This window comes from Spongiibacter sp., assembly GCF_984394615.1.
In genome coordinates this window covers 74,415-91,804 of record NZ_CFHTQA010000004.1, presented here as the reverse complement: position 1 = coordinate 91,804, position 17,390 = coordinate 74,415, and the positions used below count along the sequence as shown (strand labels likewise).

General features: G+C 55.8%; 20 protein-coding genes and 3 tRNA genes. 13 read left to right on the top strand and 10 right to left on the bottom strand.

Going from position 1 to position 17,390, the window contains the following annotated elements; translation table 11 throughout:
* The first annotated feature begins 20 nt into the window (after window positions 1-20).
* From AC5DB9_RS03045 to AC5DB9_RS03030, 4 genes are all read left to right on the top strand, one after another.
* Window positions 21-1,046: an SDR family NAD(P)-dependent oxidoreductase gene (locus AC5DB9_RS03045; protein ID WP_272994575.1), complete on the top strand. Its 1,026-nt coding sequence runs from the start codon at window positions 21-23 to the stop codon at window positions 1,044-1,046.
* Between the two features lie 37 nt (window positions 1,047-1,083).
* The gene (locus tag AC5DB9_RS03040; protein WP_491732024.1) at window positions 1,084-2,064 is read left to right on the top strand and encodes an NAD(P)H-dependent flavin oxidoreductase; all 981 of its coding nucleotides are present in this window, start codon (window positions 1,084-1,086) and stop codon (window positions 2,062-2,064) included.
* A gap of 199 nt (window positions 2,065-2,263) precedes the next feature.
* Window positions 2,264-2,339 (top strand) — tRNA-Glu (locus AC5DB9_RS03035).
* Window positions 2,340-2,523: 184 nt separating this feature from the next.
* Window positions 2,524-2,599, top strand: a tRNA-Gly gene (locus tag AC5DB9_RS03030).
* A gap of 81 nt (window positions 2,600-2,680) precedes the next feature.
* Here AC5DB9_RS03030 and AC5DB9_RS03025 read toward each other — a convergent pair.
* Window positions 2,681-3,082, bottom strand: a complete 402-nt coding sequence (locus AC5DB9_RS03025; RefSeq protein ID WP_272992892.1) for a PA2817 family protein — start codon at window positions 3,080-3,082, stop codon at window positions 2,681-2,683.
* Window positions 3,083-3,183: 101 nt separating this feature from the next.
* Here AC5DB9_RS03025 and AC5DB9_RS03020 point away from each other — a divergent pair, with 101 nt between their 5' ends.
* The 7 genes from AC5DB9_RS03020 (at window position 3,184) to AC5DB9_RS02990 (ending at window position 7,948) form a co-directional block, all read left to right on the top strand.
* The gene (locus AC5DB9_RS03020; protein WP_272992893.1) at window positions 3,184-4,101 is read left to right on the top strand and encodes an ABC transporter ATP-binding protein; all 918 of its coding nucleotides are present in this window, start codon (window positions 3,184-3,186) and stop codon (window positions 4,099-4,101) included.
* A gap of 24 nt (window positions 4,102-4,125) precedes the next feature.
* Window positions 4,126-4,899 carry an ABC transporter permease gene (locus AC5DB9_RS03015; RefSeq protein WP_022957306.1) on the top strand — a complete coding sequence of 258 codons (774 nt, stop codon included), beginning with the start codon at window positions 4,126-4,128 and terminating at the stop codon, window positions 4,897-4,899.
* Between the two features lie 10 nt (window positions 4,900-4,909).
* Entirely contained in the window at window positions 4,910-5,731 is an 822-nt protein-coding gene (gene queF, locus AC5DB9_RS03010) for an NADPH-dependent 7-cyano-7-deazaguanine reductase QueF (protein ID WP_272992898.1), read from the top strand.
* A gap of 98 nt (window positions 5,732-5,829) precedes the next feature.
* Window positions 5,830-6,153, top strand: coding sequence for a hypothetical protein (locus AC5DB9_RS03005; RefSeq protein WP_272992901.1), 324 nt, complete (start codon window positions 5,830-5,832; stop codon window positions 6,151-6,153).
* A 14-nt stretch (window positions 6,154-6,167) separates the two neighbouring features.
* Window positions 6,168-6,407, top strand: a complete 240-nt coding sequence (locus tag AC5DB9_RS03000) for a hypothetical protein (RefSeq protein WP_022957303.1) — start codon at window positions 6,168-6,170, stop codon at window positions 6,405-6,407.
* A 102-nt stretch (window positions 6,408-6,509) separates the two neighbouring features.
* Window positions 6,510-7,115 carry a dUTP diphosphatase gene (locus tag AC5DB9_RS02995; protein WP_028968026.1) on the top strand — a complete coding sequence of 202 codons (606 nt, stop codon included), beginning with the start codon at window positions 6,510-6,512 and terminating at the stop codon, window positions 7,113-7,115.
* Window positions 7,112-7,948: a hypothetical protein gene (locus AC5DB9_RS02990; protein ID WP_272992906.1), complete on the top strand. Its 837-nt coding sequence runs from the start codon at window positions 7,112-7,114 to the stop codon at window positions 7,946-7,948. The genes AC5DB9_RS02995 and AC5DB9_RS02990 overlap by 4 nt, the downstream gene beginning before the upstream one ends.
* Window positions 7,949-7,963: 15 nt before the next feature.
* Here the strand turns inward: AC5DB9_RS02990 and AC5DB9_RS02985 are convergent, their stop codons facing one another.
* The 9 genes from AC5DB9_RS02985 to rne all read right to left on the bottom strand — a co-directional run bounded on the left by AC5DB9_RS02985 (window position 7,964) and on the right by rne (window position 15,284).
* Window positions 7,964-8,254: a 4a-hydroxytetrahydrobiopterin dehydratase gene (locus AC5DB9_RS02985; protein WP_022957300.1), complete on the bottom strand. Its 291-nt coding sequence runs from the start codon at window positions 8,252-8,254 to the stop codon at window positions 7,964-7,966.
* A 16-nt stretch (window positions 8,255-8,270) separates the two neighbouring features.
* Entirely contained in the window at window positions 8,271-9,368 is a 1,098-nt protein-coding gene (trmA, locus tag AC5DB9_RS02980; RefSeq protein WP_272992910.1) for a tRNA (uridine(54)-C5)-methyltransferase TrmA, read from the bottom strand.
* Window positions 9,365-10,351, bottom strand: coding sequence for a glycosyl transferase family protein (locus AC5DB9_RS02975; protein WP_272992913.1), 987 nt, complete (start codon window positions 10,349-10,351; stop codon window positions 9,365-9,367). Before AC5DB9_RS02975 ends, trmA begins: the two co-directional genes overlap by 4 nt.
* A 32-nt stretch (window positions 10,352-10,383) precedes the next feature.
* The gene (locus AC5DB9_RS02970) at window positions 10,384-10,617 is read right to left on the bottom strand and encodes a hypothetical protein (protein WP_022957297.1); all 234 of its coding nucleotides are present in this window, start codon (window positions 10,615-10,617) and stop codon (window positions 10,384-10,386) included.
* Window positions 10,614-10,892, bottom strand: coding sequence for a hypothetical protein (locus AC5DB9_RS02965; protein WP_272992918.1), 279 nt, complete (start codon window positions 10,890-10,892; stop codon window positions 10,614-10,616). The genes AC5DB9_RS02970 and AC5DB9_RS02965 overlap by 4 nt, the downstream gene beginning before the upstream one ends.
* Window positions 10,893-11,237 (bottom strand): DsrE/DsrF/TusD sulfur relay family protein, encoded by a 345-nt coding sequence (locus AC5DB9_RS02960; protein WP_272992921.1) that lies wholly within the window; start codon window positions 11,235-11,237, stop codon window positions 10,893-10,895.
* 57 nt (window positions 11,238-11,294) lie between these two features.
* Entirely contained in the window at window positions 11,295-11,963 is a 669-nt protein-coding gene (locus AC5DB9_RS02955; protein ID WP_022957294.1) for a Bax inhibitor-1/YccA family protein, read from the bottom strand.
* 141 nt (window positions 11,964-12,104) lie between these two features.
* Window positions 12,105-12,192: transfer RNA gene (locus AC5DB9_RS02950), tRNA-Ser, on the bottom strand.
* A gap of 155 nt (window positions 12,193-12,347) precedes the next feature.
* Complete coding sequence (gene rne / locus AC5DB9_RS02945; RefSeq protein WP_273009656.1) at window positions 12,348-15,284, bottom strand: ribonuclease E; 2,937 nt, start codon at window positions 15,282-15,284, stop codon at window positions 12,348-12,350.
* 518 nt (window positions 15,285-15,802) lie between these two features.
* Between rne and rluC the strand changes: the two genes are divergently transcribed.
* Complete coding sequence (gene rluC / locus AC5DB9_RS02940) at window positions 15,803-16,765, top strand: 23S rRNA pseudouridine(955/2504/2580) synthase RluC (RefSeq protein WP_272994410.1); 963 nt, start codon at window positions 15,803-15,805, stop codon at window positions 16,763-16,765.
* Window positions 16,749-17,387, top strand: coding sequence for an HAD family hydrolase (locus AC5DB9_RS02935; protein WP_272994408.1), 639 nt, complete (start codon window positions 16,749-16,751; stop codon window positions 17,385-17,387). Before rluC ends, AC5DB9_RS02935 begins: the two co-directional genes overlap by 17 nt.
* Window positions 17,388-17,390: the final 3 nt, after the last annotated feature.

Genomic DNA, 17,390 nt, shown 5'->3' with positions numbered 1-17,390 from the left:
TAAAAGAAGGCAGCAGATCAATGCATGATGATACAGATTTTACTGGCAAAGCGGTGCTGGTTGTCGGCGGTTCAAGCGGCATCGGCAACGGTATTGCCCAGGCGTTTCGCCAGCGTGGCGCAGATGTTCACGTGTGGGGCACCCGCAAAACTGCCGCAGATTATGATGGAGTCAGTGGCTCCGACCTCAGCGGCGTTGGCTACAGCTGTGTAAATGTGGGCGATCCCGACGCGATTGCCAGCGCGCCTGAGCCTTTTGCTGAAGGTCGTATGGATGTGTTGATTCTCTGTCAGGGCGCCGTGGAGTATCAGCGCCGCGAGTTTGAACAGGAAGGCTGGGATCGCGTGATGGCCGTTAACCTCGATAGCCTGATGCATTGCTCACGCCGTTTTCGCCCGGCGCTGGAAGCGTCTGCGGGTTCCATTACGATCGTCAGCTCACTGTCGGGTTATCGCGCCAATAAGGGAAATCCTGCCTATGCGGCGTCAAAGGCAGGGGCTATCAATACGACGGTGTCTGAGGACGGCACGCGCAATGCGGCACCATACAGCTTTTTCAATGCGGTAGGCGATGAACCGCCGATGGTGGTGTTGGGCTTGCTCAAAGATCCGGCTACTGGCGGGATGAAAAATACCGCGAGCAACATCGCCGCGACTGGCGAGTTCGTCGTTAACCTGGTTTGCGAAGCGGATGCTGAAAAAATGAATATGACCAGTATTGATGCGCCGGCTGATCTGGATGAATTGGAGTACGCCAATATCGAAACCCTGCCATCGACGGCGGTGACGCCTGAGCGTATCGCCAGCAGCCCGGTTAGCTTCGAATGCCGTAGCCTGGAAATGCTGGAAATCGGACCGCGTCAGACCATTGTGATTGGCGAGATTCTGGTGACACATATAAAGGATGAATTCATCCTCGACCCGGATAAGGTCTATTTAGATACCCCGGCGATGAAGCTGATCGGTCGCGTTCACGGCAGTGGCTGGTATGCCCGCGGTACAGATCTATTCAAAATGGATCGTCCGAAACCGCTCCCCAAAGACTGAAAACGGTCCCGCTGTTTCAAACTATGGAGGAGTCACTATGGCGAACGCAGTATGCGAGCTGCTGGGCATTGCTTACCCGATAATTCAGGGGGGAATGCAGTGGGTAGGGCGTGCGGAATTAGCCTCTGCAGTGTCTAATGCTGGAGGGCTAGGTATTCTCACAGGGCTGACCCAGCCCACTCCCGATGCATTGCGTGACGAAATTGCCCGTTGTCGCGAGATGACGGACAAGCCTTTTGGGGTCAATATGACCCTGTTTCCCTCGATTAACCCACCGCCATACAGCGACTATATCGATGCGATTATCGATAGTGGTGTGCAGATTGTCGAAACCGCAGGTAACGAGGCCATTGAATTCTGGCCACGCCTCAAGGCGGCGGATATTACAGTGATTCACAAGTGTGTTGCGGTCAGGCACGCACTGAAAGCGCAGTCACTGGGGGTGGATGCCATCAGCATCGATGGCTTTGAGTGCGCAGGCCATCCGGGTGAGGAGGACGTGCCGGGGTTGGTATTGATTCCCGCTGCGGCAGCGGCACTGGATATTCCGGTGATTGCGTCGGGCGGTATCGCGGATGGTCGTGGCATGGCGGCAGCGTTAGCGCTCGGTGCTCAGGGCGTAAACATGGGAACACGGTTTTGCGCCACGCTGGAGGCGCCCATTCACGACAATATTAAGCAGGCGCTGATTAATGCAAGTGAACGCGATACGCGGTTGATCTTCAGGAGTCTGCGTAACACCGCAAGGGTGCTCAGCAATGCGGTGTCGAATGAGGTACTCAGCATTGAAAATCAGCCTGGAGGCTGTGTTTTTGAGGATATCCGCCACCTTGTGGCGGGGGGGGGGCGAGGCCGTGAAGCGTTGCTCTCCGGTGACGCCAATGGTGGCGTTATTACTGCCGGTATGGTCGCCGGGCTGATTGACGATATCCCGAGCTGTGCGCAGCTTCTCAAGCGCATGATGGTCGAATGCCGGGAGGAGTTGGCTAGGGCGCAAGCCCGTCTGCCAATGCTGTAATGGTCAGCTCTTTAGTGCAATTTGTGGTCAATCTGTTCAGGCTTTAGTCACTGCCGGTTTGCCGTAGATGCAAGGCATTCATTTTCGGTGAAAAAAAGCGAAGGAAGCTGGAAAATAGCCTTGACGGCCCCACAAGCGGCCACTAAAATTGCCACCTCTTTTGACGGGCACCCTTTTTGGGGGTTCTGAAAAAGACTGCGTCCCCTTCGTCTAGTGGCCTAGGACACTGCCCTTTCACGGCAGTAACAGGGGTTCGAGTCCCCTAGGGGACGCCATTATTTCTGGGTATTGGCGGCTGAGTTTCAGCGCAAATATTCAAACAGGCATTGAGGCGAAGCAATGCTTGACAGTAAATTGGACGGGTTTTAGAATTCGCGCCGATTTGTAAAAACTGCTTAAATATCAAAGCAGTAAAGACAAGAGTTGAATGTGTTGCTCTTAGTCTGCACAAGGCATTACGCGGGAATAGCTCAGTTGGTAGAGCGCAACCTTGCCAAGGTTGAGGTCGCCGGTTCGAACCCGGTTTCCCGCTCCAAACAAAAAAAGCGAAACAACTGTTTCGCTTTTTTTTTCGTCCCGAATAAGGCGCGGCTGAGGTGGAGTCCGCGTGGCGGACTCAGTGCATGCCAAACACCTTTGCCCGCAGATCGCCATACAGGCCCGTTTCTGCCGAATCCTCGGCGCCGCAGTCCTCATAGTACCGTTCCTCGAGTTGCTGATAGCGGGCAAGCTCGTCGTCGCTGAGAAAGTGCAGGCAGTCGCCACCGAAGCACCACAGCAGATCGCGGTGCATGATGGCGGCAATGTCGGGAAAGTGGGCAATGATCTGACTGATCAGAGCCTGGCCCTGGGCTGCGCTGTCCTCGCCCTGCGCCATTCGGCTCGTCAACTGTTCCACGGTGTCGATGGTGTTGCTGATGGCGTCCTCACTGTGCCCGCCATGGCCGGGCAGGCCGTTTTTGCACTGGCTGGCAAGTTGTTCAACAAGATTCAGAAAATAATGCGATCGGCTGTTCACGCTGGCTCCCTACCGGTAACTGAAGCGCGCCAGTGTATTCGATCTGTCTGCCGTGGCAAAATAGACGGCTTGTCACGCGAATTTGTGAATGGGGTGAAACTATGAGCAAGGCCCTGAAAATAAAGGGATTGCGGAAAGTCTACGACAATGGCTTCGAAGCACTGAAAGGCATTGATCTCGAGGTTCAGGAGGGAGACTTCTTTGCGTTGTTAGGCCCCAACGGGGCCGGTAAATCCACCACCATCGGTATCATCTGTTCGCTGGTAAAGAAAACCGCGGGCAGTGTTGAAGTGTTTGGGCACTCGATTGATAGTGAGCTGGCGCTGGCCAAAAAAGAGATCGGCGTAGTTCCGCAGGAATTCAATTTCTCCAATTTTGAAACTGTGTGGGACATCGTGGTAAATCAGGCGGGCTACTACGGCCTTAGCCGAGACCTCGCCTGCGAGCGCGCGGAGACCTACCTGAAGCAGCTCGACCTGTGGGACAAGCGTCACACGGCATCGCGTATGCTGTCAGGGGGCATGAAACGTCGATTGATGATCGCCCGTGCCCTGGTGCACCAGCCACGCCTGTTAATTCTTGATGAGCCGACCGCCGGGGTAGATATCGAACTGCGTCGCTCAATGTGGACGTTCCTGCAGGAGATCAACCGGCAGGGTACGACCATCATTCTCACCACGCACTATCTGGAGGAGGCGGAGAGCCTTTGCCGCCACATCGCCATTATCGATCATGGCGAGATCGCCGAAAACACCGAGATGAAAAGTCTGCTCAAGCAGCTGCAGCGAGAAACCTTTGTGCTGGATACCCTGCAGAGTGTGCCGGATGACATCCAGTTGGCGGGCTTTGATACCCAGAAAACGGATGACCACATGCTGGAAGTTGCGGTGGAAAAAGGGGCTTCACTCAATGCGGTGTTCGCGGCGCTGTCTGCGCAAGGTATTGAGGTGACGAGTATGCGCAATAAGGCCAACCGTCTGGAAGAATTGTTTGTATCGCTGTTGGACAACAAGAACTAGGCCAAGGCGCAAGAGGGGAAGTGTATGACCGCCCGTGAACAATGGATCGCGTTTTTTACCATCATCCGGAAGGAAATCCGGCGTTTCCTGCGTATATGGATGCAGACGTTGCTGCCGCCAGCCATCACCATGTCGCTGTATTTTATTATTTTCGGCACGCTTATCGGTAGCCGTATCGGCGAGATGGGTGGCTTCAGCTACATGCAGTTTGTGGTGCCGGGGCTGATTATGATGTCGGTGATCACCAACAGTTATTCCAATGTGGTGTCGTCGTTTTTTGCAGCCAAGTTCCAGCGTTTTGTCGAAGAGATTCTGGTGTCGCCCATGTCCAACAATACTGTGCTCTGGGGCTATGTGCTCGGCGGCGTAGCGCGCGGTTTGCTGGTGGGGCTGATCGTCACATTGCTGTCGCTGTTTTTTACCAAGATGCACATCCATCACTTGTGGGTGACCGTGGGTATTGTGCTGATGACCTCGGTAATGTTCTCGCTGGCGGGCTTTATCAATGCGGTCTATGCCAATAATTTCGACGATGTCTCGATCGTGCCGGTGTTTGTCCTCACGCCGCTGACCTATCTCGGTGGCGTGTTTTATTCGGTAGATCTGCTGCCAGACTTTTGGGCAGGGGTGTCGCGCCTGAATCCGATGCTCTATATCGTCAATGCCTTCCGCTATGGCGTGCTGGGGGTCTCTGATGTCAATGTTGGCACGGCCTTTTTGATGGTCGCGGTATTCACCTTGCTGGCTTACGCCTATTGCATGCACTTGCTCAACAGCGGCAAGCGCCTGCGTCAGTGAGGAGTCGGCAATGAGTCTTCACGGCCCCCTGGGCAGTCAGGTCGAGTATCCCGAGCAGTATTCGCCTGACGTTTTACACCCGATTCCTCGTCTTGACGGTCGCTCACGCCTGAACGTTCAGGGCGATCTTCCCTTTGCGGGCGTGGATATCTGGAATGCCTATGAAATGTCCTGGTTGAATGAGCGGGGCAAGCCTCTGGTGGCCTGCGGGGAGTTCCACTTCCCGGCGGATTCGCCGAATATCATTGAGTCCAAGTCCTTCAAGCTGTATCTGAATTCCTTTAATCAGGGACGCTGGGCGAGTACGGATGCGGTACAGAAAACGTTGCAGAACGACTTGAGTGCGGCCTGTGGTGCGCCGGTGACAGTCGTTTTACATCGTCCCGAGGCATGGCCCGGCGGGCTCGGTATTGATGCTATGCGGGGGCAGTGTCTGGATGAGCAGGACATTGAAATGCGCGATTATCAACCGGACGCCGCGCTGCTGGCTTGCCACGACGACCGGCAGTTGGCGCAGAGTTATTACAGCCACTTGCTGCGCTCACGTTGTCCAGTGACCGGGCAACCCGATTGGGCGAGTGTGCATATTTGCTGTGACGGCCCGAAATTGGATGAGGCGGCGTTGTTGCGCTATCTGGTGTCATTTCGCCAACAGAACGATTTCCACGAGCAATGTGTGGAACAGATTTTTTGCGATATCTGGCGACAATGTCAGCCGGAATCGCTGACCGTTTACGCCCGCTACCTGCGGCGCGGCGGTCTGGATATCAATCCTTGGCGGAGCAGTGATCCGAGCGCAAAGCCGTTGAATAGCAGAGAGTTTAGGCAATAGTACCGGCCTTGCGATGCGCTGCTAGGTAGTTCAACGGATAGTGGTTCGGCGGCCTGCTGGCGATAATCTCTGCATTGGAAATGAGTCAGGGGCCGGGTATGTTAATCGCCAGTTATTTGATCGACTATAACGATGATGGCACGGTGAGCCATCTCGCCGTTGACCATGCTTTTCCCCGCGATATCGATGATGTTCATTATGAGCTGTGCGAGAGTCGCGATGAGCGCAAGCAAGCGCGTTACGATCTGCTCGTTAGTTTCCCTCAGGCCGAATCGCCCCGTGAAATGCTTTGCCTGCCTAATCTTCCCGAGGCGGTTGCCGCGATCTTGCTGACTGAGCGAAGCCTGCCATTGGTGGATTTCGCCTGCGGTCGCAGCTTGCGCGTCGGCCTCGATCCATTACGCATTCGCCGTTGCGCATGAGGACTGTCTGACGCATGTGGAAGCCCAACCTTATTCGCAGCCAGCGCTACACGCTTCACGGCCCCAGCTCTAACATTATGGTCTGGTCTCAACCCCGGCGACTGGTCTATGCCGCCAATTTTGCCGCTCAGATTCCTGCGGTAATCTTAAGCCGCGTGGAAAGCGACGAGCGGGAAAACTTTAGTCCCGACGCGCTTGCCCGGCTCATCGCGCTGGCTGAAACGGACATGTCCCACTGCGATTCAGCAAGCTAGCCTGCCGTATCACCCGCGCGAGCTTTGTTTTATGATGACAGGCTTTGCGAATCACGGGAGAAGACGGTGTCGAACCAAGCCTTGTTATCAGCCTTTACTACCATGCTTGGCATGCAGGATCGCATGAATCAGCGCGTCCATCCGCAATGGACTGAGCAGGGCTATGAGTGGTATCGCGCCGTATGGATTGAATGCGGTGAGTTGATGGATCACCAGGGCTACAAGTGGTGGAAGAAACAGCACAGCGACACCGAGCAGGTGCAGTTGGAGGTTGTGGATATCTGGCATTTTGGCATGAGTGCCTTGTTCGCCCCCGGTCTGAGCCACGAAGACATTGCCGCGAACATGCTGGCTGAGCTGGAGGCGTCAGCCACCGGCGAGACTGATGTGCTGCTGGCTACCGAAGCACTGGCGGCGCATAGCCTGCAAACCCGCTCCTTTTCCGTTTCTCTATTCCGCGATTTGCTCCACGCTTCGGGGCTGGATTTCGACAGCCTGTACCGTCAGTACGTGGGTAAAAACGTCCTCAATTTCTTCCGGCAAGACCATGGTTATAAAGATGGCAGTTACATCAAGGTGTGGGATGGTCGTGAGGACAATGTCCACCTGGTGGAGATTCTCGCCGAGCTGGATAGCCAAGCGAATGACTATGCTGATCTGGTATATGTCAGCCTCAAAACCCGTTACCCGGGGGCGACTGCCGAGTGAGTGACGAGGCGCTCTCGACTTCAGCACTCGCCCGGCAGCTGGAGCTGCCGGTGCAGCAGTTGTTTTCCACGCTGAAGGATTACGGCTGGATTAGAAAGGTCGACGATGGCTGGGCACTGACCGGTAAGGGCCAGTTTGAGGGCGGTCGCTACATTAACAGCAAGCGTTACGGTCGTTATATTGTCTGGCCGGCGAAGATCGTGGAACACCGGCTTTTTCAGGCGATGGAGAGTCAACGCCTGTTATCGCCGGCCGATCTAGGGCGGCCGTTGGGGATTACTGCCCGTCAGTTAAATAGACTGCTGCATGCACTGGGCTATATCAGTCCTGGTCGCCGGGGCTGGGAGGCGACGCCTACTGGCCTCCAGTATGGGGCACAACCCTGTGAAAATCCGCAGAACGGCCAGAGCTATGTGATGTGGCCCGAGGAAATGCAGGACCATCCTCCCTTGCTTGAGCTGCATCGGCGCAGTCAAGCGAGTGAGGACCTGTTAGATCAGAACCCGCCGAGTATTGACGGCATGCACTGTCAGAGCCCGGCGCATCGCCAGTTGGCAAACTGGCTGTACCTCGCCGGGTTGCGCTACGCCTCGGCTCAGCAATTGTTTGGCAGCGAGCTGGGGGTATGTGATTTTTTCCTGGCGGAGCATCGACTGTGCATCGAGCTGTGGAGTGGGGCAGAGCACCCCGATGAGCTGACCGCTCGCATGGCGAGGTCTGAAGCCTGCCGGGAAATGAAAATAGCGGTGATTGATGTGCACCCGGAAGACCTGAGTGCACTGGATGATTATCTCAGTCGCCGACTGCGCGAACTGGGGATCGCCGTGCTTTAACACGGGGCGGAGCGCTCAGCACTTGCTGAACTCCTGATCAATCGCATCGGCCAGTGCGAGATCTCGCGCCGTCAGGCCGCCGGTATCGTGACTGGTCAGTGAGATTCTGACCTTGTTATAGCTGTTCGACCAGTCCGGATGGTGGTCGATTTTCTCGGCGCGTATGGCAACCCGACTCATGAAGGCGAAGGCGGCAATAAAGTTGTCGAATTCAAATTCACGAACCAGACAGTCGTCTTCCTGCTGCCAGCGTTTAAGCTGTTTCAGGGCATCGCTCAGTTCTTTGTCAGTCAATTTGACTGTCATGCTTCCTGTCCTCGTATCAGTCGGCGTTGCTGCGTTCAAGAATCACGCCGCATTCCATATGATCAGTGTAGGGGAATTGATCAAAGAGCGCGAAATGGCTGGCGCGGTGAGTACGACTCAACTGCTGCAGATCTCGCGACAGTGTTTCGGGGTTACAAGAGATGTAGGCAATTCTTGAAAACCGCGATACCAGCGCCCGTGTCCCCTCATCCAGCCCAGCGCGGGGCGGATCGACCAGCACCGTATTCAGTGCGTAGTCAGGCAAGTTGACCTCGGCCAGACGACGGAATTCCCGTTCTCCGTTAAGTGCTGACGTGAATTCTTCACTGGACATCCGCAGAATGTCGACATTATCGATGCCGTTGGCGGCAAAATTTTCCCTTGCGGCTTTGACGGAGGTTTTGGAAATTTCCGTGGCCAGCACGCGCCGGAACTGTCGGGATAGTGGCGCCGTAAAGTTACCGTTGCCGCAGTAAAGCTCGAGCAAGTCCTGTTCTGATGGCCCCAGTTTTTCCAGTGCCCATTCGATCATCTGGCAGTTGATATTGGCGTTGGGCTGAGTGAATCCGCCCTCGTACTGGCGATAGTGGAATTCCCGCCCGTTGATAGGCAGTACTTCATTGACGTAGTCCCTTCCGAGGACGCATTTTTGTTTACGGCTACGGCCAATAACTTGAATATTCAGTTGTTCACTCAGCAGCTCGGCGGCAGCCTGCCAGCTATCGTCCAGTCGGCGGTGGTAGACCAGCGTGACCAGCATTTCCCCACTGAGGGTGCTCAGAAATTCGACCTGGAAAAGCCGGTGGCGCAGTGAGTGCTCGGCTATCAGGGCGTCGCGTAGCCGCGGCATCAGCTCGCAGATGGCGAGACTGGCAACGGGGAAATCGTCTACCCGCAGCGGCGTTTTCGGATCAGCGGGATCAAACATCGCATAGTAAAGATCATCGCCCTCATGCCAGATACGAAATTCCGCGCGCATGCGGTAGTGCTCAGGTGCAGAGGCAATGACTTGTGGGTCGGGCAGTGACAGCGAGTTGAAACGCTCACGGCAGCGCGCCACTTTCTGCTCAAGCAATGTGCTGTAGTTTTCTGGGGAGATGCTTAAATGGCTCATGAATCGATTCGTTGACGGTTACGGGAGGCCCAGACGTCGGCGGCAGCATTCATAGCGGCGTGCTGGTCGAGGGTGCTGTCGCGTAGCTGAAGGGCAATGGCTATGGTGCCGATGATGGCTTGACGGCCGTAGTCGTCTATTTCATCGTTGCGCCAGGCCGCGCGAAGTGGAGCACTGCTCATTTCTTCCTGCCAGGCTTGGCGCCCTTCAATCAGCTTCGGCCAGCTTTGTTCGCCCAGTGCGCCGCAATGGACACTGTGCGTGCGGCAAATGGCCTCGGGTTTGCGCTCCGCTTCACCGGCTTCGCCTTTGAAAACGACGGCATGGGGCTGTTCAAGCAACGCCGCCGCTTGCTGGTGGCTTTCGGCATAGGCGGGGTGAAATATGCTCTGTATGGAATATTCCGCACGAAACGGATTCAGCAGGCGGGCTAGGCTGTGTACCGGAGAGCGCAGGCCGAAGTGATTGCGCAGGGCAATGATACGTTGCAGTGGCGGTGACATCAGCGAAAGCGGAACGTAGCAAAATTGGCGCTGGTCGAGTGCGTCGCTGCACTGCTGCCAGTCTTGGACAACCGTTTCCCCTAACGACGCGAGCAATTGCTCGCTGTAAAAACGGCCTTCGGTATGGCCCGCAGCGCCATGCATGACGACCCGCAGTCCGCTGTCAGCCAATGCAAGCGCAGCTAGTAAATACCAGGCTTGTTGGCGGCGTTTGCCGGCGTAGCTCGCCCAGTCGAGGTCGACAGAGAGTGTCGGTGCGGGAATATTATCGCGTACTGCGCGTACGAAGCCCGCCAGTTCTTCCGGACTTTCCTCTTTCACACGGAGTAGCATGAGGAAGGCACCCAGTTGCACATCTTCCACTTCACCACGCACGATCATGTTCATCGCGGCATAGGCTTCGTCCATGCTCAGTGAGCGGGAGCCGGTTTTACCTTTCCCCAGAATACGAACATAGGGGGCAAAGGGATGTTCACTCATGCTGGTGCCCTAGAATTGCTTAAAAGCGGATTTTACCAGCTCAGCACCTGCTGGTGGTGGCAACAGAGCGCAATAAATTCGGTATCGCTGATGACAGGGATGTCTGGCAGGCCGCTGTCTTTGAGCTGATAGATCGAAATCGTCGGAGATATTGTGAGCTTGGGTTGGCCGGCTAACGGAAACAGCACAATGGTGTCGCCATCATTCACCACCGCCTGCGCGTGTTGGAAACCGGTATCGCTTTGTATCAGGTGAAGACAGCTCAAAAGCTCTGTACCTTTTGGTGCTGTGTCGTCAAGGTGGTGATTTGATGTGCGTCGATGACAGGGATGTCTGGTGAACAGTCGCTGTTCGCACTGAGTTGAAAAAGGGATGATACGCCAAACTCTTCCAGCTTCTTTTTCAGAGGGGCATCATCAGCAAAGCGCCTGGCTACCGCTGGCCACAGGACTAATGTGGGCTCCAGGCCGAATACAACAGAGGTCAGTGCAATATCGGAGGCCAAGTGGAGCTTGCTAGCGTGACTGACGAGCAGCAACATCTACTCGCCCCCAAACTGCAGGCAGCGGTCAGCGGTCAGGCTGGCGTCGATCCATAATGCCAATCCGCCCAGCCCATAATGGGGGGCCACATGCTCACTATGGATCCCGAGTGCGTCGGCGCTGCGACTGCACAGAATGAGTTCAGCGCCACTGTCACGGGCCAATTGCTGCCAATCCGCTTGATTTGATGAGCCGGTATTTTTACAACCACTGGCCACGGCGTCGCCAGTGAAAAAGAGAATATTGAGCTGATACCCGTCATCAAGTGCTTGTCGGCAGAGACGCAGTGCGATCTTATGATGAGGGTGGTCGAGCTGACCGCTGAGCATGATGGCGAATTGCATGGTTGTTGATACTGAGGGGGAGAATGCCAGCCGCTTGCGCGGCTGGCATATCGTTGTTTAGTCGTCGCTGAAAACGCCCAGCAGGCTCAACAGGTGAACAAAGAGATTGTAGATGTCCAGATACAGCGCAACGGTGGCGCGGATGTAGTTGGTTTCACCGCCGTGAATAATGCGGCTAGTATCAAACAGAATCAGTGCAGACATGATGAAGACCGCTGCGGCCGAAATCGCGAGTGAAACCGCTGCAACCTGGAAAAAGAGGTTGGCGATGCTCGCTCCGACGATGACCAGTAGGCCAACCATCAGGAAGCCGCCCATAAAGGAGAAGTCCTTTCGGGTGGTGAGTGCATAGGCGGAAAGACCAAAGAACACAATGGCTGTGCCACCCAGCGCTTGCATGACGAGCGAAGGGCCGTTTGGCAGCGCCAAATAAGCTTGAAGCATGGGCCCCAACGACGCGCCCATCATTGCGGTGAACACAAATGTGGCGATGAGCCCCTTGCCTGAGTTGGCTGTGGCGTTGACGACAAACAGCATGACCAGTGAGCCGAGCATCAAGCCCAGTGCGGCTCCTCGGCCAAGGTCCATTGCCATGGCGACACCGGCGAACAGGGCGCTGTTGAGCAGGGTAAGTCCCAGCAGCATGTAGGTATTGCGCAAAACCTTGTTTATTTCGACGGCCGGCGCGGTGGCCGCGTTGGTCTGAAATACAGGCTTATCTTGCATGGTTTTCTCCGTAAATAAGCAAAGCACTCATCAGATGATACGCATAGAAAAGCTGTTTGGAAACACGATTCGGTGCTTTTTGCGAGGACGCTTGCGACACAGATTGAAGGTGTTGGGAGGGAATTTGCAGGGGGAGAAAAATGGCGGAGGGGCAGGGATTCGAACCCTGGGACGGTCGCCCGTCGCCGGTTTTCAAGACCGGTGCTTTCGACCACTCAGCCACCCCTCCGGAGAAGCCCGAGATTATACCTAGGTTTGTTTCTGAAACAAGCATCTTGCTAAAAAAGACTTATAAATCAGCCCGGTGTGGCGATTTTTTGCGCAGGGGGAGAGGCGCTGAAAATAAAAAGCCCGGCGCTAGGCCGGGCTTGTTGGTGTTTCGCTTCAGCTGTTGCGGGGATCGTTCGCCGCTCTCGGAAGCGTCGGGCGATTCGGGTCGGGCTGAGCGGTAAGTGTTGGGTCGAGCGCCGGTGGTGTCGGTGTACCGGTGGTAATTTCTACAGCCTCTACCGGGCTCGGTGACTCGCGAGGGTCATTGGCGGCGCGGCCCTTCGGTTTGGCCACGCTGACGGGAGGCTTAGCCACCTCAAGCTGCGTGGTGGTCGCTTTCTTGGCCGGTGCTTCTGGCTCGGCGACGGCTGCTGGTTCAGTGGACGCAGGCTCTGACGTTTCTTGCGCGTTGGACGCAGGCTCTGGGGCCTTCGCCTCAGTATTTTGCGTCGAATCGATGTCCGGTGCTGCGTCCGCTGGTGCGCTTTCTTCCTGCTCGGCTTGTACCGTTTCCGTCTGAGTAGTCTCTGTGACAGTCGCCGGTTTTTCGGAGGCGGCCTCAGTTATAGAGATTTCCTCAGTTACAGGGGCTTCTGTGCTGTCCGTGTCTGCTGTCTCGCTCGCAGGCTCCTTGGCGGTCGCTGCGGTGTCGACATTTTCCTGTTGCGGGGTAGTGGCAGCCTCGTCGGCTTTAACCGGCGTTTCCGTGGTCGTTTCGTTGGCGACCGGAGTCTCAGGCCGCTTCTCAGCACTGACGTCGGTTTGCGGGGCCTGTTGCTGAGTTGCTTCCGCTTTGGGCTCTTCGTTACCCGCTTCACTTACGATGCTGTTACGTGCGTCGTCAGAAAGCTCCTCGCTGGGAACCGTGCTGCGCTTGCGCTCCTGCGGGCCACGGGGCTTGCGATTACCGCGACGCTTCGGACGATTGGCGTTGTCACTGTTGCGCTTGTCGCTGTTGTCGTCCGCGTTGTTGCTTTCATTGCGATCGGTTTCTTTCGCCGCATTTACCTTGTCGGCATTGCGATCGTTGTTGCGATTGCGATTATTGCGGTTATTACGACGCTCACCATTGCGATTCTCGGCGGGCTTTTCACTGCGGTTGTCGCTTTGTTTCTCACGATTGGCATTTTTATCGCCCGCCTTTTCCTCTCCGTCAGCGTTCTGAGCGGGGCGGTTATTGCGGTTGCGATTATTGCGATTGCGATTGCCGTTGTTGTTACGGTTGTTGCGATTGCCGTTATTGTTCCGGCTGCGGTTGTTATTGTTGCGACGCGGCGCGGGTTCTGGTTCCGGCTCAGGCTCTTCGGTTTTAAAGAGTGCGGCGATCCCTTTTGCGAGTTTTGCGAAGAAACCGTCAGGCGTTGCTTTCGCGTTAGCGGAATCAGCCTTGGCCTTTTTGTCGTCGCTCGCATCAGTGCTGACCGCCGCGGGAGCAGGGGCCGGCGTTTTAGGCGCCAGGGTGCGCACAACAGCCGCGGGAGCCACTGCTGGAGTGTCTTCAATCTTGCTCAGCTCTTCTTCAGCCGCTTCAACCTCAGCAGCGATTTTGTAGCTGATTTCTGCATCGCCTTCGATGTCGCTCTCCCGCAGACGGACAACTTCGAAGTGAGGCGTGTCGAGGTGTGGCGCAGGAATGACCACGACGCGAACATTGCTGCGCTGCTCAATTGCATAGATCGCGGTGCGTTTTTCGTTAAGCAAGTAGGAGCCGACATTGACGGGGACTACGGCACGAATCTCAGCACTTTTCTCTTTGTTGGCCTCTTCCTCGACAAGGCGAAGAATAGACAGGGCCAGCGACTTGGTGTCGCGAATGGTGCCTTGCCCGCTGCAGCGGGGGCAGACCTTGGCGCTGGTTTCTCCTAGAGACGGGCGCAGTCGCTGGCGGGACATTTCCAGCAGGCCAAAGCGGGAAATGCGACCGGTTTGCACGCGGGCGCGATCGCTGGACATGGCCTCACGGACGCGATTTTCCACCTCGCGTTGATTTTTGGCTGCCATCATGTCAATAAAGTCGACAACGATCAGGCCGCCAATGTCGCGCAAGCGTAACTGGCGAGCAATCTCGTCAGCAGCTTCAAGGTTGGTTTGCAGGGCGGTTTCTTCAATATCGCCGCCTTTAGTGGCGCGGGCGGAGTTGATATCGATAGAAACTAGAGCCTCGGTAGGGTCGATAACAATGGAGCCACCGCTGGGAAGCTGAACTTCGCGCTGGAAGGCCGATTCGATCTGCGATTCGATCTGGTAGCGGTTGAACAGCGGAACCTGGTCCTGATACAGGCGCACTTTATTTTTAAAGTGCGGCATGACCTGTTCCACGAAGTGCATGGCTTCGTTGTAGGACTCCTCAGAGTCAATCAACACTTGGTCAATATCGTCGCGTAGGTAGTCCCGGATTGCGCGGATAATGACATTGCTTTCCTGCAGGATAAGGACTGGAGCTTTACGCTCCTCGGCAGCCTGCTGGATAGCTGACCAGAGGTGGAGCAGGTAGTCGAGATCCCACTGCAGTTCTTCTGAGCTGCGGCCGATGCCGGCAGTGCGCACGATGACGCCCATGCTCTCGGGAATATTGATGCTGTTCAGTGCGTCGCGCAGAGCGGCGCGCTCTTCACCCTCAATGCGGCGTGAGATTCCGCCCGCACGCGGGTTGTTGGGCATCAGTACCATGTAGCGACCAGCGAGGCTGATAAACGTGGTCAGCGCTGCGCCTTTATTGCCGCGTTCCTCTTTTTCTACCTGTACGATGACTTCCGTGCCTTCCTTGACCAGATCTTTGATCTTGGCGCGACCGGAGACATCAGAGGGGTGTTGGTAGAAGTATTCCTTGGAGATTTCTTTGAGGGGGAGGAAGCCGTGGCGCTCGGCGCCGAAGTCGACAAAAGCCGCTTCCAGACTGGGTTCTACGCGGGTGATTTTCCCTTTGTAGACGTTGGCCTTTTTCTGGACACGGGTGCGGTTTTCAATATCCAGATCGTACAGCCGCTGCCCGTCAACGAGGGCAACACGCAACTCCTCTGGCTGAGTTGCGTTAATAAGCATTCTTTTCATGAGCTAGAAAATCCCAAAAGCTGGGACTTGCCGGGCCGCTCATGTGATTGAGCATCTATTAGCGTTCAATGAGTCGATTGGGCCTTATGGGCACCGGGGCCGAGTCGGCCAGCGTTCTCATCGTGAGGCGGCAATGTCGTCGCCGCATTCAATTCCGCGCGCAGTGGCTGCGGTCAATTCGTTCGTCCGTCTAATACGGCAGGCGCAGGGTATAAGCGCCGGATATCGATAACGTCTTCGTTGGTTTTCGCTTTAACAGAGTTCTATCACATCTGCGGTGCCGACAAATCTCAGCGGCACAATGTTTTATGTACCGGCACTACGCTAGAATGCCGCCGGTACGCTACTTGTTCACGTCGAGAGGCGAAGCCAAAAATGTTGGCAGTGTCAGCCTCTGGTAGGAGTCGGCGGTTTTCCCTCGCTGCACAGCCCTTGCTGTGGCGGGAACCGGACCCGACCGCTACCGGGCGAATATAACAGGATTCAGTAGTTGTCTCAATGATTTACCGAGGTATTACGTGACGTCAGACGGAGTGGTCAATCCCGCCGTTCGCTTTGTAACCGTTAGTGCAGATTTCGCCGGTCAGCGATTGGATAATTTCTTGATGAGGGAGTTAAAAGGCGTTCCTAAGTCAAAGATTTATAACATTTTACGGCGAGGAGAGGTGCGGGTTAACAAGTCTCGAGCCAAGCCTGCGTACAAGCTTGTTGCGGGAGATGTGTTGCGTATTCCTCCTGTGCGTCTGGCGGTTCGCGAGGAGGCGCCGGTGCCCAAGGGCTTGGGCGAAGAGATTCGCGACGCCGTGCTGTACGAAGATGCTGGCTTGATGGTTATCAATAAGCCCTCTGGCTTGGCTGTTCATGGTGGCAGCGGTGTTTCGCTGGGCCTAATAGAGTCGCTGCGGCAGCTGTATCCGCAAGAGCGTCACCTGGAGTTGGTGCACCGCCTTGATCGAGATACGTCTGGCTGTGTAATGGTGTCTAAGAAGCGCTCAGTTCTCAAAGAGTTGCATTCTCTTCTTCAGAAAAGGCATGCGGTTGATAAGCGCTATCTGGCGCTGGTGGCGGGAAGTTGGCCAGTCCGTAAACAGCAGGTTAATGTGCGCGTGCAGAAGAATGTGCTGCAATCCGGTGAGCGTATGGTGCGTGCGGGTCTGGAAGGTAAGCCGTCGTTGACCGAGTATCGTGTAATTGAACGTATTCCCGGGGCGACGCTGGTAGAGGCCAAGCCGATTACTGGGCGAACCCATCAAATTCGTGTGCATTGTCAGTATGCGGGTTACCCGATTCTTGGTGATGAGAAATACGGTGATGACGAGTTGAACCGGCGTTTTCGAGATAGGGGGCTTCGCCGCCTATTTTTGCATGCACACTCGTTGTCATTTGAGTTGGGTGGGCGAAAAATTTCGGTGACCGCGCCGCTTCCGTCAGATTTGCAAGCCATTTTGGAGGAGAAGGGCGCAGATGCTGCTGATTTTTGACTGGGATGGCACGCTGATGGACTCAGCGGACAAAATTGTGCGCTGTATGCGCGCCGCCGCTATCGAGCGGCAGTTGGAGCCCCTTGAGGCGGAAGCAATCCACAATATTATCGGGCTTGAGCTCGGCGTGGCGATCGGCCAGCTTTATCCTGAGCTGGGGTTGGCAGGGGTGGAGCTGATGCGAGCAGCCTATTCCCGGCAGTTTGTTGAGGCGGATCAGAAACCCTGTTCATTTTTTGCGGGGGTTGGCGACGGCTTGGAGAGGTTGCATGCGGCCGGGCACACACTCTGTGTTGCCACTGGGAAAAGCCGCAAGGGTTTGAATCGTGTGTTTTCCCATTTACCAGAGGCGGCGCTGTTTGCAGGCAGTCGCTGTGCTGATGAAACAGCGTCCAAGCCACATCCGCTGATGTTGCAGGAGTTGTGCGGCCAGTTCTCGGTGTCGCCACATGAGGCATTGATGGTGGGTGATACGGAGTACGATCTGGAAATGGCCAGCAAGCTTGGTATGCCATCCATTGGTGTCAGTTATGGAGCGCATGCGCCGGAGCGCTTGCTTCGCTGGTCGCCTCTGCGGGTGGTGGATCAGTTTGCTGAGCTGGTGGCATACCTTGAGGCGTAGCGA